The following is a 26547-nucleotide window of genomic DNA, read 5'->3' on the forward strand; positions in this document are numbered from 1 at the left end:
TTGATCAGCCCGCGCGTGTACGCTCGGGCATTGTGCTAGAACAGACCGAAGTTTTCTTCGCGAGAGTGGAACTTAAACACTAGGCTGATCGTTGTACCCAGTAGAGAGTACTTTGCTGAGGGAAATGCTGGAAGTCTTAATCACTGAGCGAAAATGAGATGTGGCTCATAGGCTCGTGTGGATAAGGTTGGTAAGGCATGAGGTAACACAGTGCGGCTACGTATCGCACTGCCAACATTTGGAGGTAACCGTGGCTCTATCCGAGCAGGAACAGCGTGCGCTGGAAGAAATTGAGCGCGCACTGTACGCCGAAGACCCTCGCTTCGCCCAGCGTGCAAGGAAAGGGGCGCAAGAGTCCACCTTTAGCCTGAACATCCGTTCTGTGGCGCTGATCCTCCTCGGTCTCTGTGCAATGATAGGTGGTATCAGCCTCGCGCAATTCTCCCTATGGTTTGTAGCGCTGAGCATCGTAGGTTTCCTCATTATGTTTGCTGGTGGTTTACTCGCGTTCCGGGGAGGAGGCTCTATGGCATCCGGGCGAAAAACTCTCGCAAAGGCCGGTGGGGCTGCACGCATGTCAAAAGCTAAAAGCCCCGGAGGTTTCGGCGACAGAATGGAAGAAAGCTTCCGCCGCCGTTTTGAGCGCTGAGCTTAGTGGGGTGCGCGCACCCAATGCCAGCGCGACTATTCTCAAACCCTTCTCTGAGAGACAAGAGAAGGGTTTTTGTGTGCTCTCAGAATGTGAGGGTTCCCTACTGTGTCTCCACTGCGCAGCTCGTTTCCCCACTTTCCCCCACTTGAGACTCTCTCGGCCACGAAGGCTCCATCTTTATTGAGGAAAATACAATGTAAACTGCGGATTTTTACACTGTTTTTGGGGTGGATAAGTTGTTAGGGGAGGGATCGAAAGAAGTTTTTAAGTGGGGGAAATCCTCTGAGTGAGGTGTGTGGGTGGAGAGATGGGGGAAAGGGTGAGTCTTGCGGAAAACCCTATGATTAGGTTTAATGTGCCAGGTAGTAGGTAGAAAGTAACCCTAAAGTTTTTATTTAAAGTTCGGCGTGTGTCTGTTTTAGTGGGAGAGAGTGGGGTAAAGTGGGGGAAGGCAACGCGCCGATAACTAAACAGAGCTAGTGAAGACGACACACTGACATCCAACGTTGAAGGAAGGAGCCGTGCGACATGTTCTTCGGTACCTTCACTCCTAAGTTGGATGACAAGGGCAGGCTGACGATGCCAGCGAAATTCCGCGAGGAATTGTCCGATGGCCTCATGGTTGTCAAGGGACAGGATCGAAGCCTAGCGGTGTATCCGCGGGCTGAATTTCTCGTCCGAGCGAAGAAAGCAGCAGCCGCGTCACGTACGAACCCCCGGGCACGCGCCTTTGTGCGAAACCTGGCGGCCAGTGCTGACGAGCAGTCTCCCGATGCGCAGGGGCGCATCACCATTTCGATGTCACACCGGCGATACGCAGGTTTGTCGAAGGAATGTGTGGTGATTGGCAATGTGGATTTCGTGGAGATCTGGGATGCCGAAGCCTGGAAGGCTTACTCTGCGCAGCACGAAGAGGACTTCTCGATGGGTGATGACGATTCCTTCGCGGAATTCCTCTAAGTCTCTATACACCGCAGCACCTTGTCATATGTCTGCACTGAGAGTGTGCGCAGGCCCTTACCTGCGTGGACGACGTGACGTTTGATGTACTTCCCCAATATCAAGCCCACACCCACGCAGGTGAGGCCCTGTTCACACTCGAGTCTTTACTTCAGCGAGTAACGATCGTTCGCTGATAGCAATAGCTCTTTGTTTTCTTGACCGCCGTTGCCACGCCGTACGTGTGAGCGATTGACCGATATAGCTCCTCACTGGCTTCTCACTGTGAGTAACGACGAATAGGAAAGGAGAGTGTAGTTTCCGAATGAGTTCAACCCAGCAGTATGGACACGTCCCCGTCATGCGAGACCGCATGGTCGAGCTCGTAGGCGCGGGCGTGAATTCGGAACTAGCACCCGCCACTCCCATCGTCGTGGATGGAACGCTAGGCGCAGGGGGGCATACCGAGGCCTTTTTGGAAAGATTTCCTCACATCGTGGTTATCGGGCTAGACCGCGACCCTCATGCTCTGGCGAAAGCCGAAGAACGTCTTGCGCGTTTTGGCGAGCGTTTCCTTAGCTACCGTTGCCGCTTCGACCAGATCACTGAGGCAATCGATGTATTGGCTGCCCGCAATGCACTGCCTGTGAATGTCCGCGAAACTGGTATTTCCGGATTTCTTTTTGACCTAGGCGTTTCTTCGATGCAGCTCGACCAGGCTGAACGTGGGTTCGCTTATAGCGTGGACGCCCCACTGGATATGCGAATGGATCCAACCACGAGGCTGACAGCCGCGGACATTCTCAATAACTATTCACACGGCGACCTCGCTCGAGTTTTGCGAACCTATGGCGATGAGCGCTTCGCAGGGAAGATTGCCAGCGCGGTTGTGCGTGAACGCGAAAAAGCACCGTTTAGCAACTCGGCGCGCTTGGTGGAACTGCTCTATGCAACTATCCCAGCAGCTTCCCGGCGTACCGGTGGACACCCCGCGAAACGCACGTTCCAAGCCTTGCGTGTTGAAGTCAATGCTGAGTTAGAGGCACTGAAGAGGGTGATTCCTGAAGCAAGCTCGTGGCTTCACATTGGAGGTACGGGGGTGTTCATGAGTTACCAGAGCCTCGAGGACAAGATCGTGAAGAAAGCGCTCAGCGAGATGACGTCTTCTAAAACGCCAGTGGGATTGCCGATGGATTTGCCGGGAGCCGAGGCGGAATTTGAACTACGGACACGAGGAGCAGAAAAAGCGTCATCGGAGGAAATTGAACTCAACCCCCGCGCCGCTCCTGTGCGGGTGAGGGCCGCTAGCAGGGTGAGTATGCGGGACTACGCAAAATTTCCGGTGCCGCCAAGATAACTCCTCATTCCAAGATAACTCCTCATTCGGACGAGTCCCCAACGCTAACAACATCAAAGCAAAACACTACACGTACACCTCATTTTTTCGACAAGGACTATCGCAGCATGACGACCGGAATCTTCAATACCACCCGGACTACCGCGGATTTTCCACGCCGAGCACGCAATGTTCACACCTATGAACCGAGCGAGCACGTCGAGAGCTCATCGCTGCGTGGCAGCAGGAAGGCTACGTCTGCGCCAGTGAGGCAGTTGCCTCGCACAGGTCGGATCGGTTCCAAACAACGTGTATCAGTGCGCGGTGTGCGACAGACCCAGGTAAAAACGGGGCAGTCGTCCATCGTCCGCTGGGCTATCTCTCTCATCGCTGTCTTGATCCTGGGAGTATCCGCCGTGATGTATCTCTCCGGTGTGACGACCGAACAGTCCTTCCAGTTAGCTGATGCGCGACAGCAATCCGACGAACTATCCAACCAGTTGGAAACGCTGGAGCGCGACGTCGCACACGCTCAGTCCTCAGCTAACATCGCCGCAAAAGCTAGTGAATTGGGCATGGTCGCTCCTGCTAAGTCAGGAATCTTGGACGTCAACGGCGACAAAGTGGAGGAACGTCGGGCCAGTGATAACTCAGCCAACCGTGAAGTGATCGATATCAATGGGGATACGCGCCAGCGCGGAGCAACCTCCAACCCACAGGAAACCAACTCCGTTCCTGGTTTGGCTCCCTCCAACCCAGTTGATGCCTCCTCACACGCCGTGACCCAGAATGGTTTGCCTTACGCTGATCGTCATGCGACGGTTCCGAATCCGGCAGACGCTGGCGCGGCTGGAACCGCGGACGCTGCGGTAACCCCTGCGTCGCCGACAGGCAACGGTAATGCGGCTCAGATACCGGCACCGGCTGCTGCCAACGGTGCCCCAGCACAAGTCCCGGCAAACCAGCCGAATAACGCGCCAGCTCCACAGGCAACCCCATAGACAGAGGAGCCTTTGAAGGCATCTGACCTGCAGGGAAAACTTTAAGCCAGGACACGCCGGGAGTCTTGCCCGGCTCTTGGCATTTCAATAAGCGACAATGAACCGGACTACTGCCCGCAGAAAGGAGTGAATGGGTTGTGTCACACGACCAGAGGCCTTCTTCTGCGCGATCAGTAAACGGCAACTCGTGGATGATCCTGGATAACTCATCCGCCCGTTTCAATAAGCGCGTTCGCATGATCCTGGCGGTGATCGTACTCCTTGTCTCGGCTCTCGTACTTCGATTGACCTGGGTTCAGCTTATTGCTGGTCCTTCTTTGGCATCCCAAGCCCAAATGCAGCGCACGGCCGTAATCACCGAACCTGCCCACCGTGGCGCCATCACGGATCGTAATGGAAAGATCCTCGCGTACACGATGGAAGCGCGTTCCCTCTCCGTCCACCCGAAGCGCCTCATGGATTTCATGCAGGAACGCCACGACCTGGATCCGGATAACGTCCCAGAACCAAAGCAACGCCTTGAGGAGATCATCAACGAACTTCCAAAGATGATCAACGATGAGGGAGACGACATCCGCAGTGAGGATCTCCGTGAAAAACTCACCGCCGATTCCAACTACGAAGTTTTGGTACGCAATGTTGACCCAGATGTGGCACAGGAAGTAGTGAAGAAATTCCCGGAGATTACCTCCGAGCGTCAGGACATTCGTCAATACCCAAATGGAGCCGTTGCGGAGAATGTCATCGGCAAGATCAGCATGGACAATCAGGGGCAATTCGGCCTTGAATTGTCACAGGATGGCCGTCTCCAAGGTATCAATGGCTCCCGCACCGTCGACGTGGCTGGAGACGGCTACGCTATCCCCGGTTCGACACGTGATGAGCATCCTGCGGTCAATGGAGATGCTTTTGAACTGACTCTTGACTTGGATGCTCAGACAGTCATTCAGCAGCAAGTTCAACAGGCTCGGGAAAAGTCCGGTGCAAAGTCGGCAAACGCCGTCGTGTTAGATGCACACACTGGGGAAATCGTGGCAATGGCGTCGTCGGATACCATCAATCCGAATGGAGACATTGACAAGCAGCTGAAACAAAACAAGGTTTTCGGTGATAGGACTACTGCCAACTCCTATGAGCCAGGATCCGTAGCAAAGGTGATGACCGCTGCTGCGGCGCTTCAGGAGGGAAAGACTACTCCGGACGAAGTGCTGCAGGTTCCGGGGCAGATTGAAATGGCTGGAGTCACCGTCAAAGATGCCTGGTCCCATGGAGTAGTTCCCTTCACCACCACAGGAATTTTCGGTAAGTCGTCAAACGTCGGCACGCTGATGCTGGCCCAGCGTGTGGGTGAGGAGAAAATGTACGAATACTTCCGTAACTTTGGAATTGGCCAAGCTACGGGGGTGGGGCTGCCATATGAAACGGCGGGGTATATGCCCGAGCTGAGTCAGTGGTCCGGAGGCACCTTTGCCAACTTGCCGATCGGGCAGGGAATGTCCATGAGCTTGTTGCAGATGACCAGTATTTATCAGACCTTGGCCAATGATGGTGTCCGCGTAGAACCTCGTATCATCCGCTCGGTCACCACCGCCGATGGGTCAGTATTGCCTGCGGAGGAACCGAAGAAAACGACTGTTGTTTCCCCCGGGACCGCGCGCAAAACCATTGACATGTTCCGTGCTGTCACTCAGTCAGACCCCACCGGCGTACAGCAAGGCACCGGGTATAAGGCAGCGATTGATGGATACCAGGTCTCAGGAAAAACGGGTACCGCTCAACAGATTGACGAAAAGACGGGGGCGTATTCCAATTCTCAGTATTGGATCACTTTCGCGGGCGTGGCTCCAGCCGATAATCCACGTTTTGTCGTGGGCATCATGTTGGATGATCCGAAGCGAGGCACTGATGGCAGTGGCGGGCAGTCTGCAGCGCCGCTTTATCACGACATTGCGTCCTGGTTGATGGATCATTACAACGTGCCACTATCTGCTGACCCCGGACCAAAACTGATGTTGGAGAAGAAATAAGAACATGACTACGCTGACCCGGCTTGTTGAGATCACGGACGGTGAAATCCGCCGTGGATCCGGAGCGTCCACCGAAGACGTCGCCGACCTCCGCGTGACCTCCGCGACCTTGGATTCTTCCCAGGTTCAGGCCGGTGGTTTATTTTGTGGTGTGCCAGGAACCCGTACCCACGGGGCAGCTTTCGCCGCCGAATCAGGTGCAGTAGCTGTGATGACCGATGCCGCCGGAGCGGACATCGTTGCGGAACAGGATCCCGACCTCCCTGTGCTTGTGGTCGACGATGTACGCCGGTGGATGGGCGACGTAGCGGCCGAGATATACGGGCACCCTTCTGATCAATTAAAGATTATCGGCATCACCGGGACATCGGGTAAGACGACGACTTCTTATCTGGTGGCAAAAGCCCTCATGGGTGCACACTCCGTGGGGATCATAGGGACGACAGGTACGCGGATTAACGGGCAGCCCGTCCCCACCAAGCTCACCACCCCTGAAGCGCCAACGATGCAAGCTTTACTTGCACGGATGGTGCACGAGGGTGTCACACACGTGGTGATGGAGGTCTCTTCGCACGCGCTTGCTCTCGGTCGCGTGCGTGGCATTAACTTCGATGTCGCCGCCTTTACTAACCTGAGCCAGGATCATCTGGATTTTCATCCCACGATGGATGACTATTTTGCTACCAAGGCCACGCTTTTCAGCCACACCTATGGCAACCCTTCTCCCGTGATATGCGTAGACGACGCGTGGGGGCAACGCTTGGCTCATATGGTTCAACGCCCAGATATGTGCACGGTCGCGACGAGTTCCGACGCCGCTAACCCTCTCCTTTCCCTCCCCGGAACGCACTGGCTGGTTAGGAAGGTGGAGGTGCGTTCTACGGGTGAGCAAAGGATTTATGTGACACGCAGTGGTGAAGCCTGCAGTGCTGCGTCGAGCGATGTTGATTATCAGATCTCTCTAGCGGGCAGCTTTAATGTGGCTAACAGTCTCCTCGCGTTGGGGTGTGTTGAGGCTCTGGGTGAGCCGGAGTGTCTGGGGTGTATTGAGGATGTTGCCCGCAGCATTCAGGATGTGCAGGTACCGGGCCGTATGCAGTCAGTAAACGCTGGTCAGGATTTCTTGGCGCTGGTGGATTATGCGCACAAACCCGGGGCGGTGGCCGGAGTCGTTGGAACTCTGAGGGACTATATGCCTGACCCTGCGGGGCGTATTGCCATGGTGCTTGGTGCGGGAGGAAATCGCGATCGCGATAAGCGCCCGAAGATGGGATATGAAGCTGCTCGAGTTGCCGACGCCGTCTTCGTCACCGACGATAATCCGCGAGACGAAGATCCCTCTCACATCCGTGCGATGGTCCGTGAAGGAGCGGACAAGGCTGCGTCGGAACGAATGGGCAGTGAGGTACTCGTTGAGGAGGTTGCCGACCGAGCCGAGGCTATTCAACGAGCAGTTGAGTGGGCTAAGCCAGGAGACGCTGTCGTGGTTGCAGGAAAAGGTCACGAAAAAGGTCAGTTAATTGCGGGAGTGATGCACGATTTCGACGATGTTGAGGTGCTCAAGGCTTCTTTGCGAAGCAAGGTAGCTGAGTCGAGCGGCTTGAGGAGCGATGACAGAGAATCATGATTGAGTTAACTATTGGAGAAATCGCCACCGTCACGGGCGGCCAACTGATCAACGGGGCGGATGCAGATGCGGTTATTACCGGGCCTGTGGAATTTGATTCCCGCGCCATTACCCCTGGAAGCATTTTCATGGCACTGCCAGGCGCGCGAGTGGACGGACATGCTTTCTGTGAAGGTGCCTTGAGAAACGGTGCGGGACTGCTCCTCGTCGGGCATCCAGTCGAAGAACCAGCATTGCTGGCGGCGCCAGCTGAAACAACACCGGAGGCATCGAATGCCACCGCTTTTGAACACGATAGTGATGGTTATGGAGCGGCAGTTTTGGCTGCCGTGGACCGACTTGCTCGGTACAACACGGATCGCCTCGCGGAAGAAGAGGGAATGACCGTGGTGGGGGTGACTGGATCCGCTGGTAAGACGTCCACTAAGGATCTCATCGGCGCGGTGTTGCGCACGGCCGGGGAAACGGTAGCACCCCCAGGAAGCTTTAATAACGAGATCGGCCTGCCCTATACAGCGTTGAGAGCCGGTCGTAGTACGCGATTCCTCGTATCTGAGATGTCAGCCCGAGGGGTGGGCCATATTCGCCACTTGACCGAAGTTACCCCTCCACACATCGGCGTAGTGCTTAATGTGGGCTCGGCACACCTCGGGGAATTTGGTTCTCGAGAGGCTATCGCGCAGGCCAAGGGTGAGCTGGTGGAAGCCCTACCTTCCGATGGCGTGGCCGTGCTCAATACAGATGACGACCAGGTCAGTGCGATGGAGTCACGCACGGCTGCTCGAGTGGTGCGGTATTCAACATCCGAGGCAGCAGGTCAGGCGGGACAAGCGGACTACTATGCCACAAACATCACACTCGACGAAGTCGCCCGCGCTGCATTTGACCTGCATCACCCACACGGAGAGCCGGTGCATGTTCACTTAGGAGTCTTTGGAGTACATCAAGTATCCAACGCGCTTGCTGCGGCTGCGGTCGGCATGGAGACAGGAATCAGTCCGCACACGGTGGCTCAAGCGCTGTCTGAGCATGTTGCTGCCAGTGCCAACCGCATGGATGTGCGAACCCGTGCGGATGGTGTGACAATCATCAACGATTCCTATAACGCCAACCCGGAATCCATGCGTGCTGGCATTGAAGCTCTCGCCTACACCTCTGGTGGCAGGGCAGAGGCTTCCAGCTGGGCCGTGTTGGGACAGATGGGTGAGCTGGGCGAGGAAGGAACTGACGAACACTCCGAGTTGGGTGAGTTCTTGGGGTCCCGTGGCGTAGATAATGTGATCGTGGTTGGCAATGGCGTTAATCAACGCGCGTTGTTTGAATCGGCAAAATCCGCGGGGATTAACACGCGTCTAGTCGAAAATATCGATGCTGCTGTGAACATGATTGACTTGGAACTGCGCCCTCGTGACGTGGTGTTAGTGAAAGCCTCTTATGCTGACGGGCTGTGGGGCGTTGCTGAAGGACTGCTGGCTAGTCGCCGCATTGGTCAGACAGAAGGAGAGAACTAAACAATGATGCAGATTTTCATCGCCGGGTTCACTGCGTTCCTGGTCGCGGTGTTCCTCACTCCGGTGTTGATCCGCAAGTTCTCTGCCGAAGGCCTGGGACAAGAGATTCGGGAGGATGGACCGCAGTCCCACCTAAAAAAGCGCGGAACTCCTACCATGGGCGGTATCGCCATTTTGTCCGGGATCCTCGTGGGTTATTTAATTGCGGCCGTGGTTGGGCTGGTTACCACTGGCGCTGGCCCGGGAGCATCCGGCTGGCTAGTGCTGGGGTTGACGCTCGCGCTGGGCGGCGTGGGATTTGCTGACGACTACATCAAGTTGGTTATGGGTCGTAACCTTGGTTTGAATGCCCGGGTCAAATTGCTGTGCCAACTGGTCGTCGCCATCGTGTTCGGCATGCTGGTTCTTCAGTTCCCCGATCACAACGGACTGACCCCGGCCTCGACCCAGTTGTCTTTCATCCGCGATATTTCCACTTTTAACATCGCTATAGGTGGTGCTGTTATCGGAACATTTTTGTTCCTCTTGTTTATTTACATCGTCATTTCTGCCTGGTCTAATGCCGTTAACCTAACCGATGGCCTCGATGGCCTGGCGTCCGGTGTGACTGCTGTGGTGATGGCCTCCTACGTGCTCATTACTTTCTGGCAGTTCCGCAACTCTTGTGCTCACGGAGCAGCGGTGGGTTGCTATTCGGTACGCGACCCTCTGGATTTGGCCATCTTAGCTTCTGCAGCTTTGGGTGCGTGCCTGGGCTTTTTATGGTGGAACGCCTCTCCAGCGAAAATCTTCATGGGCGATACTGGATCTCTTGCCCTGGGAGGTTTGGTCGCTGGTCTGTCGATCACCACCCACACGGAGCTGTTGATGATCATCATTGGTGGCATCTTCGTGGCAGAGGCCGCATCCGTGGTCATTCAGGTGGTGTCTTTCAAGTCCACCGGTAAGCGCGTGTTCCGTATGGCACCGGTGCATCACCACTTTGAAAATGGTGGATGGGCGGAAACCACGGTCGTTGTTCGGTTCTGGCTGATCGCGGCGCTTCTCGCCATGAGCGGCTTTGGCCTATTTTATGGACAGTGGCTTACCGTTACTGGCTTTTAGTAATGCCCGTCTAGTTTTGTGTTTCTTCTTTTCTCGACGCCACCGCGTCTTCGGTTCTTAAGGGAACCGGAATTCACCTCATAAGGAGTTGTTGCCGCCATGACTTCAGCACAATCCTTCCTCAGTCCAGCCGAAGCTCTGGAGATCATGCGTTCGCGCCCTGTACTGGTAGCAGGTGCAGGAGTGGCCGGACGTGGCGTCGTGAGTATGCTCCATGAGCTCGGCGCTGAAATAACCGTCGCTGACGATCATGTCACCGCCGAAAATGCACCCGATCCGAGTGCCTCATACATCACGGTTGAACAGGCCGTTCGCCGGGTGACGGGTGATGAACCTCCAGCGCTTGTGATCACCTCCCCTGGATGGAGGCCAGATTCCCCGCTGTTGGTCAGTGCACATGAATTCGGGGTGCCTGTCATCGGTGATATCGAAGCAGCATGGCTCGCGGACCAAGCTGGGGCCTTTGGGCCGACGCGTCGCTGGATGGCTATCACAGGTACCAATGGGAAGACCACAACAACTGCCATGTTGACTGCAATGTTCGTCGCTGATGGTCAGGCGGCGGTTGCAGTCGGCAATATCGGCACTCCACCCGGGGTGGCTCTCACAACGGAGGCGGCTGGTAACCCAAGGGTTGATGTGCTGGTGGCTGAAGTATCCAGTTTTCAGCTTCACTGGGCACCGAGCTTCCGTCCTGATGTCGGTTGTCTTTTGAATCTCGCGGAAGACCATTTGGATTGGCACGGTAGCTTCGAGAACTACGCAGATGACAAAGCACGTGTTCTGCGAGCCGGCACGGCCGTTATTCCTGCACAGGAACCGGAGGTGTGGCGGACAATTGAACGTCTCCACAGGGCACCGGCGCAAAGTTCCCCGCTATGGGATTGTGCCTATGCTTTCAGCACAACCTCCGAGTTGGGGGAGATGGCGTCGATCGACAAGAAAAACATCGGGTTGGAAAACACGGTGACGGTCATCGATGGGTGGATCGTTGAATCGGATGCCTCGGGTAAGCAGAAGGTGCTTGCTTCTGCGGAAGGGATTTCTCCTCCGGGGCCAGCCGGTGTGGCAGATGCCGCTGCCGCCGCAGCCATGGCTCGCAGTGCTGGAGTGGATGCAGAAAGCATTGCTACTGCCCTAAAGAACTTTACCGTGCAGGCGCACCGTGGTCAGATCGTTTACAGCAGCGAGGGAATTACCTGGATCGATAACTCTAAAGCCACTAATCCACACGCTGCGGCGGCCGCTCTGCGCGGCCAAAGTAACGTGGTGTGGGTTGCCGGAGGGCAACTCAAAGGCGCCTCCGTAACGGAGCTGATTGAAGAGGTTAAAGATTCTTTGAAGGCTGTGGTCGTACTCGGCGTGGATCGGAAGGTCATCGCCGAAGCCATGGATACAATCGCACCAAACGTAGACGTTGCAGTCGTTGACAGCACTGACCCGCATGAGGCGATGGAACGAGTAGTCAGGGCTGCGCGCCAGTACGCCGACGATGGCGATAGCGTGATCTTGGCTCCAGCGGCGGCGTCCCTCGACATGTATACCGGAATGAGCCAGCGAGGCGATCTATTCGCTGAATACGCCATGAAAGGCAACTGATGACGGCACCCGCACCTGATCGCAAACATCCGCAGGCGAAGAAAAAGCAGGCACCCAACGAGCGTCGCTCTGCCGCCTCATCCTTGAATGCCGTGGCGGGTTTTATCTCCCGGGTTTTGTCCAAACCACAAACTGATTACCTGGTGATACTCACAGTGACGGTACTGCTCGTGGGACTCGGCCTCACCATGGTGCTCAGTTCCTCCATGGTGACCTCCCGCTCCAGTGGCGGAACGGTGTTCACAGAATTCAGCCGCCAGTCGCTAATCGTGCTAGTCGGTCTGGTGTCCATGTGGTTTACCATGCGCATCAGACCCCAAACTATTCGCCGACTCTCGCGCTTACTGGTGATAGTGGCTTTCGCTTTGCTGGTTGCGGTGTTGATCCCGGGAATCGGTGTGGGCGCTGAAGAGGTGGGTTCCAACTCGTGGATCCGCATTGGTTCGGTCGGTATTCAACCGTCGGAGGTTGCCAAATTAGCGTTGGCAGTGTGGGGCTCCGCGTCTATAGCTAAGCGCCTGCACCAGAGTAAAGATATGCGTGTGGTGTTGGGACCCACCCTAGGGCTTGGCGCGATGATGCTGCTAGCCGTTCTTCTTCAAAAAGACCTTGGCATGATGATGTCCGTTGGCATCGTTTTGCTTGCCCTGGCTTTCTTCGCTGGTGTCAATGCGCGCTTGTTCTACGCAATGTTAGCGGCGGTGGGAGTCATTGGCTTGGCGGCAACCATCGAGCAGGCCTATCGTTCAGCACGTTTTACAACATGGATTGAAACTTTGCTATTGAACTTTAAAGATGGTTCAACCCAAGGAGCGGCGTATCAATCCCACCAGGGAATTCTCAGCCTCTCCGATGGGGGACTTACCGGCCTGGGGCTGGGACAATCTCGCGCCAAGTGGTTCTACCTGCCGGAGGCCACCAACGACTTTATCTTCGCCGTCGTCGGGGAAGAACTGGGCTTCCTCGGTGCAATGGCGGTGGTTGTGCTTTTCGCACTGCTAGGCTGGTTCGGAATTCGTACGGCGTTGGCTCACACTGACCCATTCATGCGTACCCTTGCGGCGACATTGACCTTGGGGGTTGTTGTCCAGGCTTTCTTCAACATGGGCTATGTGGTGGGGTTGTGGCCGATGACCGGTGTGCAGTTGCCACTGATTTCTGCCGGCGGTTCCTCAGCAGTGATTACGCTGATGTCCCTCGGTCTCTTGGCCAACTGTGCACGTCATGAACCGGCTGCCGTGTCTTCCATGCAGCATGAAGGACGTCCACTGGTCGATCGTTTGTTGTTCCTGCCGGAACCGCAGATCGTGATCGCTGGTACAGAACGCCGTGTCGAGCGCAGAAACACTACTCATCGTTATGGCGACCCTGTGACTCGTCAACGTGGTACTGCTGGTCGTACTAGTCAAGACGTAAGGAAAGACCGCGACCGTCTGGCAGAGTCTAAGCGGCGCAACGGAACTGAGACCATGGAACGTGGCTACGATGGACGCAGACGCAGCGCTTTGCCACAGGCGCGCAAACCGCGTAGCAACTATGGCAGGTCGTTGCATTCTGATCATTTTCATCGTCCGGATTCAAGGAGGCATTAGCCCCATATGACTGAACCATTATCCGTCGTTGTCGCCGGTGGAGGTACGGCAGGCCACATTGAGCCCGCTCTGGCAGTCGCTGAGGCGGTGCGTTCTTTGGTTCCGGAAGCACGCATCACCGCGTTGGGAACCGCACGTGGGCTGGAGACAACTCTGGTTCCTGCGCGTGGATTCGATCTCACCCTTATCCCCCCAGTTCCGGTACCCCGCACACTGAATAAGGATGTGGTGACCCTTCCTTTTCGCTTGCAGAAGGCTTTGGGTGAAACCCGGAAAATTCTCAAGGAAGTCAAAGCGGATGTTGTGATTGGTTTTGGCGGCTATGTATGTGCTCCCGCATATCTGGCAGCCAAATCCTTGGGCATTCCAATTTTCATCCATGAGGCTAATGCTCGCGCGGGCATGGCCAATAAACTCGGTGCGAAGCTCGGTGGAACAGCGCTCGCTGCGGTGGAGGAATCTGGACTTCGCGCGGATATTGTGGGCATCCCGGTACGTGAATCAGTGCTCAATCTCGATCGGGAGGCGTTGCGCAGTGAGGCTCGCAGGTTCTTCGGCCTTGATGAAGATGCTCCGGTGTTGTTGGTAACAGGTGGCTCACAGGGCGCTCGTTCGATCAATGACGCGATGATGGGCGCTGCACAAATTCTCGCCGACGCACAAATTGGTGTATTGCATGCTTATGGCAAGAAAAACGAGTGTTCGGTGTCCACCCACGGGGGGCCGCCGTATGTTGCTGTGCCCTACATTGACCGCATGGATTTGGCCTTGGCAGCTGCGGATATGATTCTGTGCCGTGCCGGCGCAATGACTGTTGCTGAGGTGTCCGCCGTGGGGCTGCCGGCAGTCTATGTTCCCCTGCCACACGGTAACGGTGAACAAGAGCTGAACGCTCGTCCAATTGTGGAGGCCGGTGGTGGCGTGATTGTGGCTGACTCCGAGCTGACTCCCGAGGCAGTGGCGCGTGAGGTCGTTCCGTTGCTGCGGGATAAGGAGAGGCTCGAGATTGCAAGTAAGGCTGCGGCGAGGGCTGGTCACCGCGACGCGGCCAGGAAAATTGCCGAAAAGCTCGTCGCAGCGGCACGATCACACCACAAATATTCTGCGGCGTAGTACGTCGACTCCATCATTGGTCGAGATTTTTCCGCGTTGCGCCCAAACTTCTTCGTTTCCTCGCGAAAGGCTTATCTTGAGATGACGATCCCCTCTGTTGACCTCGCTCGCGTACACATGGTGGGTATTGGGGGTGCTGGCATGTCCGGCATCGCCCGTATTCTCTTAGCTCGTGGCTATCGGGTCACTGGCTCCGATATGAAGGATTCCCGCAGCATTTTGGCTCTTCGCAGTGCGGGGGCTGAGATAGCCATTGGCCACGGTGCGGAGAACCTGGATCTCTTGGGCGAAAAGCCAACGGTTGTGGTGACCTCTTTTGCTGCCATACCGCAGGATAACCCTGAGCTATCGGCTGCACGCGACGCTGGTATCCCTGTTATTCGCCGTTCTGATGTATTGGCATTGTTGATGCAGGATCGGCGTGCGCTGCTGCTAGCTGGTACCCATGGAAAAACCTCTACAACCTCTATGGCTGTGGCGGCTTTGCAGGCTGCTGGCTTTGATCCCTCTTTTGCCATCGGTGGACAGCTTAACCGGGCGGGCACGAATGCCCATCACGGTACCGGGGACGTGTTCATTGCTGAGGCCGATGAGTCCGATGGGTCATTTTTGTCCTACAGCCCTCAGGTTGCTGTGGTTACTAATGTGGAACCGGATCATCTGGATTACTTCGGTACGGAGGATGCGTACCGTGAGGTATTCGAGAAGTTTGCGCAACGCGTACTGCCCGGTGGCTCGTTGGTTGTCTGTCTCGACGACGCCGGGGCTGCCGAACTAGCCCATCGTGCTCTTGCCCAGGGTATAGAGGACGTGCCTGTGGACGTTGTGGGCTACGGCACTCGTGCAGCAATAGACGCTCATCCCGAGGTGAAGGCCGGTGCCATCGTAGAACAAATGACGGTCTCCCCGCAGGGGACGGTGGTGAGCATCACGCTCCCACATTATGACGTAACTCTCGACTTCACTGTGCATATTCCGGGTTCCCACATGGTGCTCAATGCCACTGCGGCAATCCTGGGTGGTATGTTGTTGGGCGGAGATGCACACAAGTTGGCGGAGGGGATCGGTAGTTTCGACGGGGTGCGTCGTCGCTTCGAATACCATGGCGAGGAAGCCGGAGTGCAGGTCTATGACGATTATGCACATCATCCGACAGAAATCACCGCGGTACTCACTGCGGCGCGAGAGCGAGTGAAGGCCACTGGTCGTGGCCGGGTGATCGCAGTATTTCAGCCGCATTTGTATTCCCGCACGATGAATTTTGCGCAGGAGTTTGGAGAAGCACTTTCTTTGGCGGACGACGTGATCCTCATGGAGATTTTCGGTGCACGTGAACAGCCCGTTGAGGGTGTGGATTCCCGTATCATCGGTGAGCACATTGCCGGATCATGGAGTTATCAGCCGGTTTTCAACGCTGTTCCTGCCGATGTGGTCATGCGAGCTAAGCCGGGTGATGTGGTGATGACAATTGGCGCCGGTACGGTCACTATGCTTGCGGATGAGATTCTTCGCGCTCTGGCGGAATCTCACCCCGGGGAGCAGTAAGGAAGAGGAGACGTAGTGAACACGCGCGCAAAGCGGCGCCTGCCCGCCATCATCGCAGGGCTTGTGGTTGTGTTGGCAGCCGTGGGCGTCCTTGCGTATTTCTTTCCGCTTCTGAAGGTAGGCCAGATCAACGTTGAAGGCACGGTGAATGCCGACGTGGCTCAGATACAGGATGCTTCTGGTATCGCCACCGGTGACAACATGTTGCGTTTGGACACTTCAGGTGCTGCGCAGACAATCGCACATGTTCCATGGGTGGAGAAGGTTACTGTTTCTCGTCACTGGCCGACGTCCGTAAACATTTCGATTACAGAGCATCGTGGCGTCGGGGTAATAAACCGCGGTGGCACATTGTATGACGTGAACGAACACGGCCAGATTTTTCTCCAGGGGGCTGCTCCGGAAGGTGCCGTGGAGTTTAAGAATGTCGACCCTCAGGATTCGGCTGCTGTGAAAGCTGCTGCGGACGCGGTGGTTGCACTGTCTCCAGAATTAGTGGGGCAGTTGGACCGCGTTGAAGCGAAGAGTGCCGAAAGCGTTGAACTTTTCTTCCATGATGGGCGGCGTGTTTTTTGGGGATCATCCGAGCGCGCTTCCGAAAAAGCAGAGGCTACCAGGGTTGTTTTAACCCGAGAGGGTCAGGAATGGAATGTGTCTAACCCGGCCATGCCCACAGTGCGAACCTAAAGTAGAACTTTAAACATACGACGCGCCACGAAAAATGAGCGCCGTAAATCCTTGTCTGGCGACGAAAATGGTGAGGAACAGATCGGACTCCAAACCGCATCAAAAAGGCAACCAACAAAAGCATCAGGTACAAGGAAGGCGAAGCACTTATATGACCACTCCAGGAAACCACCTCGCTGAAATCAAGGTGGTCGGCGTTGGTGGTGGCGGCGTCAACGCTGTTAACCGCATGATCGATGAGAAGCTACAGGGTGTTGAGTTCATCGCCATCAACACCGACGCGCAGGCTCTCATGCTGACCGACGCCGATGTCAAGCTAGACATTGGACGCGAAGAGACACGTGGCCTCGGCGCTGGGGCTAACCCTGAGGTCGGTCGCAAATCAGCAGAAGATCATAAGGATCAGATTGAAGAGATCCTCTCTGGCGCTGATATGGTCTTCGTGACTGCGGGCGAAGGCGGTGGTACCGGTACCGGCGCTGCTCCAGTTGTAGCGAACATCGCTAAGAAGCAGAACGCTCTGACCGTGGGCGTTGTAACTCGCCCGTTCACCTTCGAAGGACGCCGTCGTGGAAAGCAGGCTCTAGAGGGCATCGAAGCTTTGCGTGAGGTGTGCGACACTCTCATCGTCATCCCTAACGATTCTTTGTTGCAGATGAGCGATGAGGAGCTCTCCATGATGGAGGCCTTCCGCAAAGCTGATGAAGTGCTGTTGTCCGGTGTTGAAGGTATCACCAAGTTGATTACCACCCCCGGCGTGATCAACGTTGACTTCGCCGACGTGCGATCCGTGATGACCGACGCAGGTTCGGCCTTGATGGGCATTGGTACCGCCCGCGGCGAGAATCGAGCTGTGAAGGCCACCGAAACGGCCATTAACTCTCCATTGCTGGAGTCCACCATGAAGGGCGCTAAGGGTGTGTTGCTTTCCTTCGCTGGTGGTTCCGACTTGGGGCTGATGGAGGTTTCGCAGGCTGCGACCTTGGTTGAGGAATTAGCGGATGAGGAAGCGAATATCATCTTCGGTACGATCATCGACGATCAGCTCGGCGATGAAGTTCGCGTGACCGTGATCGCCACGGGTTTCGATGATTCCCCTTCGGCGGAGTCCAATGCTCAGCGCGGTGGAAAGCATCATGCAGCCACCAACCAACAGCAGGGTTCCTCCATTTTCGGCTCAGATCAGGCCCCGTCCGCACAACAACAGACAGCACAGGTACCACAGACTTCTGTGCAGCAGCCGACTGCTCAGCCACAGCAGAACTCGAGCTTTGCTCAGCGTTCGCGCTCCGATGTACCGCGGGGCAACGGCGGCGGTTTGTTCACCTCACGTCAGGATGATGTCGCCCCAGCCGATGACGGTGACGACCTGGACTTGCCAGATTTCAACTAAAACTGCCACAACCTTCGCGGTGGTGGGCTGAGCAGAGAAACCACCGCGATGAAATCTCAGCCGAGAGCGATAAGCGGTAAATCGAGAGCGATACGCACGAAATAATGGGTAATACGGCACAAGAAACACGCATTGTTCGACAGGTCTTCACCGATCGCAGCGGCGGAGTGTCGGCTGCTCCCTATCACGGTTTCAACTTAGGCGATCACGTTGGCGACGATCCGGTGGCGGTTCAGAACAATCGTCAACGTCTTGCGAATGCATTGGGTTTGCCATTGGAACGCTTAGTGTTCATGGAGCAGATTCATTCGCCGACAGTTACAGAGGTGACCGAGGATCTGCTGGGTAAAGGCCCGGTTGAAACCACAGACGCCCTGATAACCACGCTGAAAGATGTTGCGCTTGTTGTGCTCACTGCCGATTGTGTGCCGCTGTTGCTAGCTGACGAGTCTGCGGGTGTGATCGCAGCAGTACATGCTGGGCGTATCGGGGCGCGAAATGGGATCGTCACGCGGACTGTTCGTCGTATGGAAGAGTTGGGTGCTGTGCCTGCACATATGCATGCCCTCATGGGTGCGGCAGCGTCGGGAGCGAATTACGAAGTTCCAATTGACATGGCAGCTGATGTGGAGTCCAAGCTGCCTGGCTCTCGCACCACAACAGCAAGGGGAACCTGCGGCCTTGATATCCGTGCGGGTCTCACCCGTCAATTGCTGGGGTTGGGTATAGGGAGTATCGACGCCGATCCTCGTTGTACCGTAGAATCTGAAAATTTCTTCTCGTATCGCCGAGAAGGGAAAACAGGGCGTCAGGCAGGAGTGATCTGGATGCCGCGGCCCCAGAACTAATCTGAATTCTGCGGACTGAAAACCCGATCAGGATTATCTGTTGGGGATACACAACAAGTGGCATAGGCGCGTGGAGTGAGGAGAACAGCAATCGCGATGGAGCAGAATATGGATGAGAGGAGCCAGCGCCGATCTGAAGAATTGGCTGAGGCGTTGCGTAAAGTGCGGCATCGCATCGCTGTAGCCGGTGGAGCTGACTTATTACCAGTAACGAAGTTTCACCCGGTGGAGGACATCGCGCTTCTTGCCGGTATGGGTATCGGAGCCGTGGGCGAAAACCGCGAACAAGAGGCACGCAACAAAGCTCAGGTTTTGGCGGGGCGTCCAGAAATTCACATGATTGGTCAGATTCAGACCAAGAAGGCTAATAGCGTGGCTCGATGGGCCGCGGCGGTTCATACGGTGGACTCCCTGAAATTGGTTCATGCCTTGGATCGAGGGGTGGCGTTGGCACAAGAACGAGGCGACCGCCATGAGAACCTTCCGGTGCTGATTCAGTTCAGTGCTGACGGTGACCCATCACGTGGAGGTGCTGTTGAAGAAGAAATTGATGCTTTGGCTGATGCCATAGCTTCGACGGAACATTTGGAGTTGCGTGGTCTTATGACAGTCCCGCCTATTGCTTCGGATGCTGGTGTAGTTTTCGCACGGGGACGCATACTCTTGGAGAGGATTGCTGATCGTGTACTCGGTGCGCCGGTATATTCGGCCGGTATGTCCCATGATCTCGAAATCGCTCTTGCTGAGGGCTCGACTTTGGTGCGTGTCGGAACGGACATCATGGGTCCGCGACCAGTAATTTAGAGCACGGAAACTGCCTCTCACGTGGACAAATGATGTCTCAGATGGCACTTGAGTATCACGAGTCACGGCAGAAACAAACACGGAAAGGTTCTACACCTCATGAGTGACTCTTTTAGCGGCAAAGTCAAAGATTTCTTTGGTTTTGGCGAAGTGGATAACTACCGGGATCCTTATTACGGCGATAGCTTCCGTGAGGAACGCGACGGCCGTGATGAGCGCGGTAGCGACGATCGCAGTAGGGATCGCGACCCTGGCGATGACCGTTACTACTCGCGCGGGGCGAGCTCTTCTAGCTACCGGGATTACGGGGCCTCCCATCGTGGTTCCAGCTCTCGTTACGGGGAGTCTGCGGCTCGCCCATCTACACTGGAGCGCCGTACCGTCGCTCCAGAACCTCAGGTTGTTCGACTTTCTTTGAGTGAATACAACCAAGCTAGCGAGCTCGTTGAAATCATAAAGTCCGGAGATGTTGCCGTATTTAACCTTGGAGGAATGGAAAAGAATCAGGCCGCGCGAGTCTTAGATTTCGCCTCTGGTTTGGCCAAGGGTGTGGATGCAACCATCAAGAAGCTGCGTGGCGTGCGTAACTTCGTGCTGATTCCACAAGGTTTGACCCTGGAGCAGAGCCAACTGGATCAGTTGGTAGAGGATCTGTAAAGGATACTGTTGACTTTCGTATATGCAGTCTCGTGGTTGTGCCAGATCTATGCGCTCATTCTGCTGCTGCGCATTGTTATTGAGATGACGCAATCGTTTTCGCGTAATTGGCGGCCGCAGCGGTGGTTTTCTATTGCTGCAGAGCCGATTTTCGTTGTGACTGATCCGCCGGTGAAATTGTTGCGCAGAATTATTCCCCCACTGCGCCTGGGTGGAGTAGCGCTTGACCTATCCGTGTTGGTCTTGTTCTTCATCCTGCAGTTCCTGCCTCAGTTACTGTATCTGTTTGTTCGATGATTGTTTCGTCGTAGCCTCTGTGGGTGGCTCGTGCTGATTCCGGCTGAGCGCATAAGGGGTGCGCGATGGCTGGTGAAGTGTTGGCGGTTGCTGAGAGCCGCCGATTCCTAGGTGGAGTCGGCGGCTCTTGCTTTTGGGTGAGAAAACGTTCGCTCCTCACACGTTCTCACCTGCAGCTTTTTCTAAAGAGTGCAAGATTAAAGAATTTTGGTGAATATTTGAAAAAATTTGCTGTGAAAGGTTGTGAAAGCACTAGGTAGAAGGTTAGACTAAGCCCATCTTCGCGGTAAGTGAGTGAGGCCGCGGAGATGTCGTGTGTAGTGAAGGAAGCCACTGCGATTCGAGAATGTGGGTCGAGAATCGCAGTGGCTTTCTACTATTTTTATAATGTGTGCACGAGTTGAGCTGCTTGCTCCAATTATCCAGCGATGTCCTCCATGGGGCTGGGGAAAATGTTTGTGAATGGGGAAATGCTTTGATTCTCGGAATGAAGCGGCGGAACAGAGCAGAGAACTGAAGAGGCAAAACAGAACACTGAAGCGGTAAAACAGAGCAGGAGAGCAGGGTAAGCTCGCGGCCGGGGATGAAGCCGGTGTAGGGAGGAGAGCGGTTTCCGACTCACTTGTCCGGGCAGTATTTGGTGGGGTTTGTTGGCTGAATGGGGTGTTGTATGGGGTAGCGATACTGCGGTGACTTTCCATTAGTTATGCAGAAGTAAACGATTGTAGGTAGTTGTATCGCTGAAATTCTCTCGGTGCCCGGTAGCGACAATAAATTGAACGTCATACCAGTTGACGGCCGTGTTATGCCCATCGAAGGCTTTGAATTATTTATTGATCAGTGGGATTGTGCTGGGACTAGTGCCCCCGTTATGAGCCAGATAATTGTAGTGCATCGACGTGAGCTATTGAGAAGCGGTAAGCTCTTAATGTGTAGTTGAGCCTTAATCGCAAGGCGCTGCTATGCTCGTAGCAGTTTGTTAAGTTTGAACAACCCTCTGGCACATTGAGGCATTCCGATTTGGAAGGGACATACCTATGCCGCTGACTCCCGCTGACGTGCACAACGTAGCTTTCAGCAAGCCGCCGATCGGCAAGCGAGGCTACAACGAGGATGAGGTCGATCAGTTCCTCGACCTTGTTGAAGACACCCTAGCTGAGCTCCAGGACGAGAATGCTGACCTGAAGCTCAAGGTTGAGGAGCTCAACGACGGTGGAAAGGCAACTGCAGCTGTTGGCTCTTCCAAGGTTGATGAGGCCGAACTCCGCAGGAAGATCGAGGCTGACGTACGCAAAGATGTAGAGGCCAAGGTTCGCCGCGATGTTGAGGCGAAGGCTGAGGCACGCATTAGGGATGCCGAGTCGCGTGCGAAGGCAGCGGAGGAGCGCGCTAAGAAGGCAGAAGCTGCAGCTGCTGAAGCACGCAAGTCCACCGATTCCTCCGCTTCTTCTGCCGCTACCTCCGGTATTGTCGGCTCCGCAGCCACCAAGGGGGACGTAACCTCTGGTGCTGCTACGCCAGACACTCATATGCAGGCTGCTCGAGTGCTGTCTCTGGCTCAAGAGATGGCCGATCGTCTCACCAGCGATGCCAAGGCAGAGTCCAGCGCAATGCTCTCGGATGCGCGCGCTGAAGCCAAGCGGACTGTTGACGATGCAGACAGCTCCTCCCGCAGGATTTTGGATGAGGCAAAGAAGAATGCTGATTCCCAACTGTCTGACGCTAAGGTTCGTTCTGAAAAGATGCTGGCTGATGCTAAGCAGAAGTCCGAAGCTCAACTTGCGGATGCAGATCAGCGTTCTAAGACGATGATTGCGGACGCTAACGCACAGTCTCAGGCACAGATCCGTCAGGCTCAGGACAAGGCAACCGCGCTGCAGCAGGATGCAGAGCGGAAGCATACCGAGATCATGGAGACTGTCAAGAAGCAGCAGACCATCCTGGAAGGGCGCATCGAAGAATTGCGTACTTACGAGCGCGAATACCGTACTCGCTTGAAGACCTTCCTCGAGTCTCAGCTTGAAGAGCTCAACTCTCGAGGCACTGCTGCTCCAGCAGGTACCCCGGAAGTCGAGATGCATAACCAGTAGACTCGTTGATCCTCTCTGGATGATTACTCCCCACTGTGGGTTGGCGTTCATTCGCTGTCCACCGGTGGGGAGTTTTTCGCTGTCTTTTGCTTGACGGTGTACAGTACGAGTTATTCGCGTTGATCCGGCTATCACCGGGGAGCGTCACCGGAAGAACGGTCATTCCATGAGTTCGCTGACAAGCGGAACCAAAGCTTGAGGACAAGCTGGTGGCAAGCGGCTGACATGCTGGTTGGTCACAGCGCCAGCGTTCTGCGTCTGAGTACACGGGAAGGGCTTATTAGAACCGGGCGGAGTCGCGGCACGATATCGCCGCATGATGAGTGGACTTGAGCCTCACATCTCGTCTCACCTGGTGGGTGATTACTCGCCTAGATGGTGATCATGCGGGTTGTAGGCTAGGTCAACCAGGGTGGTACCGCGTGCCCGTCACGTCCCTGATTTTCTTTGTGCCCGACATACAACTGCCGTCCACACGGGGTGGCGTCGGGAAAAGAAAGAGGAATGACCAGAAGACGACAGGAACGGATACGCGAGTAAATGAGCACCCCAGCCGGTGGCGCATACCCACGCCAGGACATGACGAACGGATCTTCATCCTTCCCTGTGATGGAACAGGAAGTGCTGAAGTACTGGGCAGAGGACGCAACGTTTAATGAGTCCATTGCTCAGCGCGAGGGCGCTGAGGAATACGTGTTTTACGATGGCCCTCCATTCGCGAACGGGCTGCCACACTACGGTCATCTGCTGACCGGTTACGTCAAGGATATTGTGCCGCGTTACCAGACGATGCGTGGTAAGAAGGTGGCCCGCGTATTCGGCTGGGATTGCCACGGTCTGCCGGCGGAACTCGAAGCTGAAAAGCAGCTGGGGATCAAGGGACGCCAAGGTATCGAAGAGATGGGCATGGCGAAGTTTAATGACTACTGCGCGTCGTCCGTGTTGCGTTATGCCGATGAGTGGAAAGAGTACGTAACACGCCAGGCCCGCTGGGTTGATTTCGATAATGGCTACAAGACCATGGATCTGGACTTCATGGAGTCCGTAATGTGGGCGTTTAAGGAGTTGTGGAATAAAGGACTGATTTATCAGGGATTCCGCGTACTGCCTTACTCCTGGGCAGAGCACACACCGCTGTCGAACCAGGAGACACGGCTGGATGACTCCTACAAGATGCGTCAGGATCCAACTCTCACGGTCACCTTCCCGGTTACCGGTGCGCGCGAAGGTTCTGCTGCAGCAGAAATTTTCACCAACCATGAAGAATGGGGGAACGTCTCCCTCATCGCTTGGACGACCACGCCGTGGACCTTGCCTTCAAATTTGGCATTGGCAGTGAATCCCACCGTCGAATATTCTGCTGTGAAGGTGGGCGCAGGATCCGCATTTGAAGGTCAGGTTTTTGTTCTAGCCACCGCTCTCATCAGTAGTTTTGCAAAGGAGCTGGGCGAGGATCACCAAGTGCTGTGCTCGTTCCCGGGCTCCAAGCTGGTGGGAACGACTTACGAACCAGTGTTCCCGTACTTCAAAGATCACCCGAATGCCTTCCAGGTGATCGCTGCCGACTACGTCACTACTGAGGACGGTACAGGTATCGTTCATCAAGCCCCAGCCTTCGGTGAAGACGATATGTTTGCATGTGAAGCGGTGGGCATTGAGGTGGTCATTCCCGTCGATATGGATGGCAAGTTCACCTCCCAGGTACCTGACTACCAGGGGAAATTGGTGTTCGACGCTAATAAAGACATCATCAGGGACCTCAAGGCAGAGGGCAAGGTGGTTCGTCATCAAACCATCGAACACTCTTACCCTCACTCGTGGCGGTCGGGTGAACCGCTGATTTACATGGCGCTGCCGTCGTGGTTCGTAGCTGTCACAAAGTTCCGTGATCGCATGGTTGAGCTCAACCATGAGCAGATCGACTGGATGCCTTCCCATATTCGTGATGGTCAATTCGGAAAATGGCTGGAAGGCGCACGCGACTGGAATATTTCCCGCAATCGTTACTGGGGAGCTCCCATTCCAGTGTGGGTGTCTGATTCTGAAGAGTATCCGCGTATGGATGTCTACGGTTCTCTTGATGAGCTAGAGCGTGATTTTGGTGTCCGTCCGCAGTCTCTGCACCGACCGGACATCGATCAGCTGACCCGCCCGAATCCAGACGATCCAACCGGTAAGTCCACCATGCGTAGGGTTCCGGAGGTATTGGATTGCTGGTTTGAATCGGGTTCCATGCCGTTTGCTCAGAAGCACTACCCTTTTGAAAACAAAGAGTGGTTTGATACTCACTCACCGGCTGACTTCATTGTGGAGTATTCGGGTCAGTCGCGTGGTTGGTTCTACACACTCCATGTCTTATCCACAGCATTGTTCGATCGCCCGGCTTTCAAGAAGGTCGTGGCTCATGGCATTGTTCTGGGTGACGATGGACTGAAAATGTCCAAGTCCAAAGGCAACTATCCGAACGTGAACGAGGTTTTTGAACGGGATGGTTCCGACGCCATGCGTTGGTTCCTCATGTCAAGTCCTATTCTGCGTGGGGGTAATCTGATCGTCACGGAACAGGGCATTCGTGAAGGAGTACGGCACGCTATGCTGCCGATGTGGAATGCGTATTCCTTCCTGCGTCTCTATGCCTCCCAGCCGGCGCGTTATAGCACCGACTCCACCAATGTGTTGGATCGCTACATTTTGGCTAAGTTGCACGACACCGTTACGCGCGTCACCGAAGCGCTCGATAACACCGACGTCGCTATTGCCACTGACGAGATCCGGACATTCTGTGACGCTCTGACCAATTGGTATGTTCGCCGCTCCCGTGAGCGTTTCTGGGCTGGGGATACCGAATACCCAGAAGCTTTTCATACCTTGTATACGGTTCTGGAGACCCTATGCCGAGTGGCGGCGCCACTCCTGCCAATGACTACCGAAGTTATTTGGCGAGGTCTTACTGGGGAACGTTCAGTGCATCTGACCGATTATCCGAAGGCGGAGGATCTACCTCAGGATTCTGCCCTGGTGGAAGCGATGGACGCTGTACGCTCCATTAGTTCCGCGGCATCATCATTGCGCAAGTCCCATAAGTTGCGTAATCGTTTGCCTCTACCACGTCTGGCGGTTGCTATGCCGAATGCTGATGAGCTGGAGAATTTCACGTCAATCATTGCCGATGAAGTGAATGTCAAGGAAGTTGTCTTGACTGATGATGTGGCCTCTGTTGGACGTTTTGACGTTGTGGTTAATGCTCGCGCGGCAGGTCCTCGTCTCGGCAAAGACGTTCAGCGTGTGATCAAGGCAGTGAAGTCAGGTGATTATGAAGTAACTGATTCCGGAACAGTTGTGGCCGACGGCATTGAATTGCAGGACGGTGAGTATTCCCGCAGGCTGGTTGCTACCGACCCGGACAACACTGCTGAGGTCGCCGGCGTAGGTGGTCTGGTTGTGTTGGATACCTGCGTCACTCCTGAGCTGGAGGCGGAAGGCTGGGCCGCCGACCGTGTGCGTGGGCTGCAAGATGCCCGCAAGAACGCCGGTTTTGATGTGAGTGATCGCATCACCGTGACGCTGTCTGTACCTGCAGACAAGGAGGCCTGGGCTAAGGAGCATGCACAGAGCATCGCCAAGGAAGTCTTAGCTACAGAATTCCACGTGGTGGTCGGAGAAGAACTTCCGGTGGATGTGGCAGATGGTTGCACCGCTCAGGTCACCCGAAATTAGTGCACACC

20 protein-coding genes are annotated in these 26547 nt (G+C 55.4%); all 20 read left to right on the top strand.

Going from position 1 to position 26547, the window contains the following annotated elements:
- Positions 1–250: 250 nt before the first annotated feature.
- The 20 genes from GP473_RS03405 (at position 251) to ileS (ending at position 26539) form a co-directional block, all read left to right on the top strand.
- Complete coding sequence (locus tag GP473_RS03405; RefSeq protein ID WP_185769111.1) at positions 251–649, top strand: DUF3040 domain-containing protein; 399 nt, start codon at positions 251–253, stop codon at positions 647–649.
- Between the two features lie 531 nt (positions 650–1180).
- Complete coding sequence (mraZ, locus tag GP473_RS03410; RefSeq protein WP_186277144.1) at positions 1181–1612, top strand: division/cell wall cluster transcriptional repressor MraZ; 432 nt, start codon at positions 1181–1183, stop codon at positions 1610–1612.
- Between the two features lie 304 nt (positions 1613–1916).
- Positions 1917–2948, top strand: coding sequence for a 16S rRNA (cytosine(1402)-N(4))-methyltransferase RsmH (gene rsmH, locus GP473_RS03415; protein WP_185769109.1), 1032 nt, complete (start codon positions 1917–1919; stop codon positions 2946–2948).
- Positions 2949–3055: 107 nt separating this feature from the next.
- The gene (ftsL, locus tag GP473_RS03420) at positions 3056–3928 is read left to right on the top strand and encodes a cell division protein FtsL (protein ID WP_185769108.1); all 873 of its coding nucleotides are present in this window, start codon (positions 3056–3058) and stop codon (positions 3926–3928) included.
- A 191-nt stretch (positions 3929–4119) separates the two neighbouring features.
- Positions 4120–5955, top strand: coding sequence for a peptidoglycan D,D-transpeptidase FtsI family protein (locus tag GP473_RS03425; protein WP_186277258.1), 1836 nt, complete (start codon positions 4120–4122; stop codon positions 5953–5955).
- Positions 5956–5959: 4 nt separating this feature from the next.
- Positions 5960–7582, top strand: coding sequence for a UDP-N-acetylmuramoyl-L-alanyl-D-glutamate--2,6-diaminopimelate ligase (locus GP473_RS03430; RefSeq protein ID WP_186277145.1), 1623 nt, complete (start codon positions 5960–5962; stop codon positions 7580–7582).
- Entirely contained in the window at positions 7579–9093 is a 1515-nt protein-coding gene (locus tag GP473_RS03435) for a UDP-N-acetylmuramoyl-tripeptide--D-alanyl-D-alanine ligase (RefSeq protein WP_185769106.1), read from the top strand. The genes GP473_RS03430 and GP473_RS03435 overlap by 4 nt, the downstream gene beginning before the upstream one ends.
- A gap of 3 nt (positions 9094–9096) precedes the next feature.
- Entirely contained in the window at positions 9097–10197 is a 1101-nt protein-coding gene (gene mraY, locus GP473_RS03440) for a phospho-N-acetylmuramoyl-pentapeptide-transferase (protein WP_185769105.1), read from the top strand.
- A 147-nt stretch (positions 10198–10344) separates the two neighbouring features.
- The gene (murD, locus tag GP473_RS03445; protein WP_390625287.1) at positions 10345–11796 is read left to right on the top strand and encodes a UDP-N-acetylmuramoyl-L-alanine--D-glutamate ligase; all 1452 of its coding nucleotides are present in this window, start codon (positions 10345–10347) and stop codon (positions 11794–11796) included.
- The gene (locus GP473_RS03450; RefSeq protein ID WP_185769103.1) at positions 11796–13388 is read left to right on the top strand and encodes a peptidoglycan glycosyltransferase FtsW; all 1593 of its coding nucleotides are present in this window, start codon (positions 11796–11798) and stop codon (positions 13386–13388) included. Before murD ends, GP473_RS03450 begins: the two co-directional genes overlap by 1 nt.
- 6 nt (positions 13389–13394) lie before the next feature.
- A complete protein-coding gene (gene murG, locus GP473_RS03455) occupies positions 13395–14501 on the top strand; it encodes an undecaprenyldiphospho-muramoylpentapeptide beta-N-acetylglucosaminyltransferase (RefSeq protein ID WP_185769102.1) in 1107 nt (368 codons plus the stop codon).
- Between the two features lie 81 nt (positions 14502–14582).
- Complete coding sequence (gene murC, locus GP473_RS03460; protein ID WP_186277146.1) at positions 14583–16046, top strand: UDP-N-acetylmuramate--L-alanine ligase; 1464 nt, start codon at positions 14583–14585, stop codon at positions 16044–16046.
- A gap of 15 nt (positions 16047–16061) precedes the next feature.
- Positions 16062–16733, top strand: a complete 672-nt coding sequence (locus tag GP473_RS03465) for a cell division protein FtsQ/DivIB (protein WP_185769100.1) — start codon at positions 16062–16064, stop codon at positions 16731–16733.
- Positions 16734–16884: 151 nt separating this feature from the next.
- A complete protein-coding gene (ftsZ, locus tag GP473_RS03470; protein ID WP_185769099.1) occupies positions 16885–18126 on the top strand; it encodes a cell division protein FtsZ in 1242 nt (413 codons plus the stop codon).
- Between the two features lie 104 nt (positions 18127–18230).
- The gene (pgeF, locus tag GP473_RS03475; RefSeq protein WP_185769098.1) at positions 18231–18974 is read left to right on the top strand and encodes a peptidoglycan editing factor PgeF; all 744 of its coding nucleotides are present in this window, start codon (positions 18231–18233) and stop codon (positions 18972–18974) included.
- Positions 18975–19070: 96 nt separating this feature from the next.
- Complete coding sequence (locus GP473_RS03480; protein ID WP_246394892.1) at positions 19071–19778, top strand: YggS family pyridoxal phosphate-dependent enzyme; 708 nt, start codon at positions 19071–19073, stop codon at positions 19776–19778.
- Positions 19779–19877: 99 nt separating this feature from the next.
- Entirely contained in the window at positions 19878–20435 is a 558-nt protein-coding gene (locus GP473_RS03485) for a cell division protein SepF (RefSeq protein ID WP_185769096.1), read from the top strand.
- 6 nt (positions 20436–20441) lie between these two features.
- Entirely contained in the window at positions 20442–20732 is a 291-nt protein-coding gene (locus GP473_RS03490) for a YggT family protein (protein ID WP_185769151.1), read from the top strand.
- Between the two features lie 1037 nt (positions 20733–21769).
- Positions 21770–22822: a DivIVA domain-containing protein gene (locus tag GP473_RS03495; protein WP_185769095.1), complete on the top strand. Its 1053-nt coding sequence runs from the start codon at positions 21770–21772 to the stop codon at positions 22820–22822.
- Between the two features lie 540 nt (positions 22823–23362).
- Complete coding sequence (ileS, locus tag GP473_RS03500) at positions 23363–26539, top strand: isoleucine--tRNA ligase (protein WP_185769094.1); 3177 nt, start codon at positions 23363–23365, stop codon at positions 26537–26539.
- Positions 26540–26547 lie beyond the last annotated feature (8 nt).

This window comes from Corynebacterium anserum (assembly GCF_014262665.1).
In the GTDB taxonomy this organism is placed as follows: domain Bacteria; phylum Actinomycetota; class Actinomycetes; order Mycobacteriales; family Mycobacteriaceae; genus Corynebacterium; species Corynebacterium anserum.

Bases quoted from the DNA above. Each gene is read 5' to 3' on its own strand.
- murG (WP_185769102.1), top strand. From the start codon at position 13,395: ATGACTGAACCATTATCCGTCGTTGTCGCCGGTGGAGGTACGGCAGGC.
- mraZ (WP_186277144.1), top strand. From the start codon at position 1,181: ATGTTCTTCGGTACCTTCACTCCTAAGTTGGATGACAAGGGCAGGCTG.
- murC (WP_186277146.1), top strand. From the start codon at position 14,583: ATGACGATCCCCTCTGTTGACCTCGCTCGCGTACACATGGTGGGTATT.
- GP473_RS03425 (WP_186277258.1), top strand. From the start codon at position 4,120: ATGATCCTGGATAACTCATCCGCCCGTTTCAATAAGCGCGTTCGCATG.
- GP473_RS03480 (WP_246394892.1), top strand. From the start codon at position 19,071: ATGGAGCAGAATATGGATGAGAGGAGCCAGCGCCGATCTGAAGAATTG.
- mraY (WP_185769105.1), top strand. From the start codon at position 9,097: ATGATGCAGATTTTCATCGCCGGGTTCACTGCGTTCCTGGTCGCGGTG.
- murD (WP_390625287.1), top strand. From the start codon at position 10,345: ATGCGTTCGCGCCCTGTACTGGTAGCAGGTGCAGGAGTGGCCGGACGT.
- GP473_RS03450 (WP_185769103.1), top strand. From the start codon at position 11,796: ATGACGGCACCCGCACCTGATCGCAAACATCCGCAGGCGAAGAAAAAG.
- ileS (WP_185769094.1), top strand. From the start codon at position 23,363: ATGAGCACCCCAGCCGGTGGCGCATACCCACGCCAGGACATGACGAAC.
- GP473_RS03430 (WP_186277145.1), top strand. From the start codon at position 5,960: ATGACTACGCTGACCCGGCTTGTTGAGATCACGGACGGTGAAATCCGC.
- GP473_RS03485 (WP_185769096.1), top strand. From the start codon at position 19,878: ATGAGTGACTCTTTTAGCGGCAAAGTCAAAGATTTCTTTGGTTTTGGC.
- ftsL (WP_185769108.1), top strand. From the start codon at position 3,056: ATGACGACCGGAATCTTCAATACCACCCGGACTACCGCGGATTTTCCA.
- GP473_RS03495 (WP_185769095.1), top strand. From the start codon at position 21,770: ATGCCGCTGACTCCCGCTGACGTGCACAACGTAGCTTTCAGCAAGCCG.
- ftsZ (WP_185769099.1), top strand. From the start codon at position 16,885: ATGACCACTCCAGGAAACCACCTCGCTGAAATCAAGGTGGTCGGCGTT.
- GP473_RS03435 (WP_185769106.1), top strand. From the start codon at position 7,579: ATGATTGAGTTAACTATTGGAGAAATCGCCACCGTCACGGGCGGCCAA.
- pgeF (WP_185769098.1), top strand. From the start codon at position 18,231: ATGGGTAATACGGCACAAGAAACACGCATTGTTCGACAGGTCTTCACC.
- rsmH (WP_185769109.1), top strand. From the start codon at position 1,917: ATGAGTTCAACCCAGCAGTATGGACACGTCCCCGTCATGCGAGACCGC.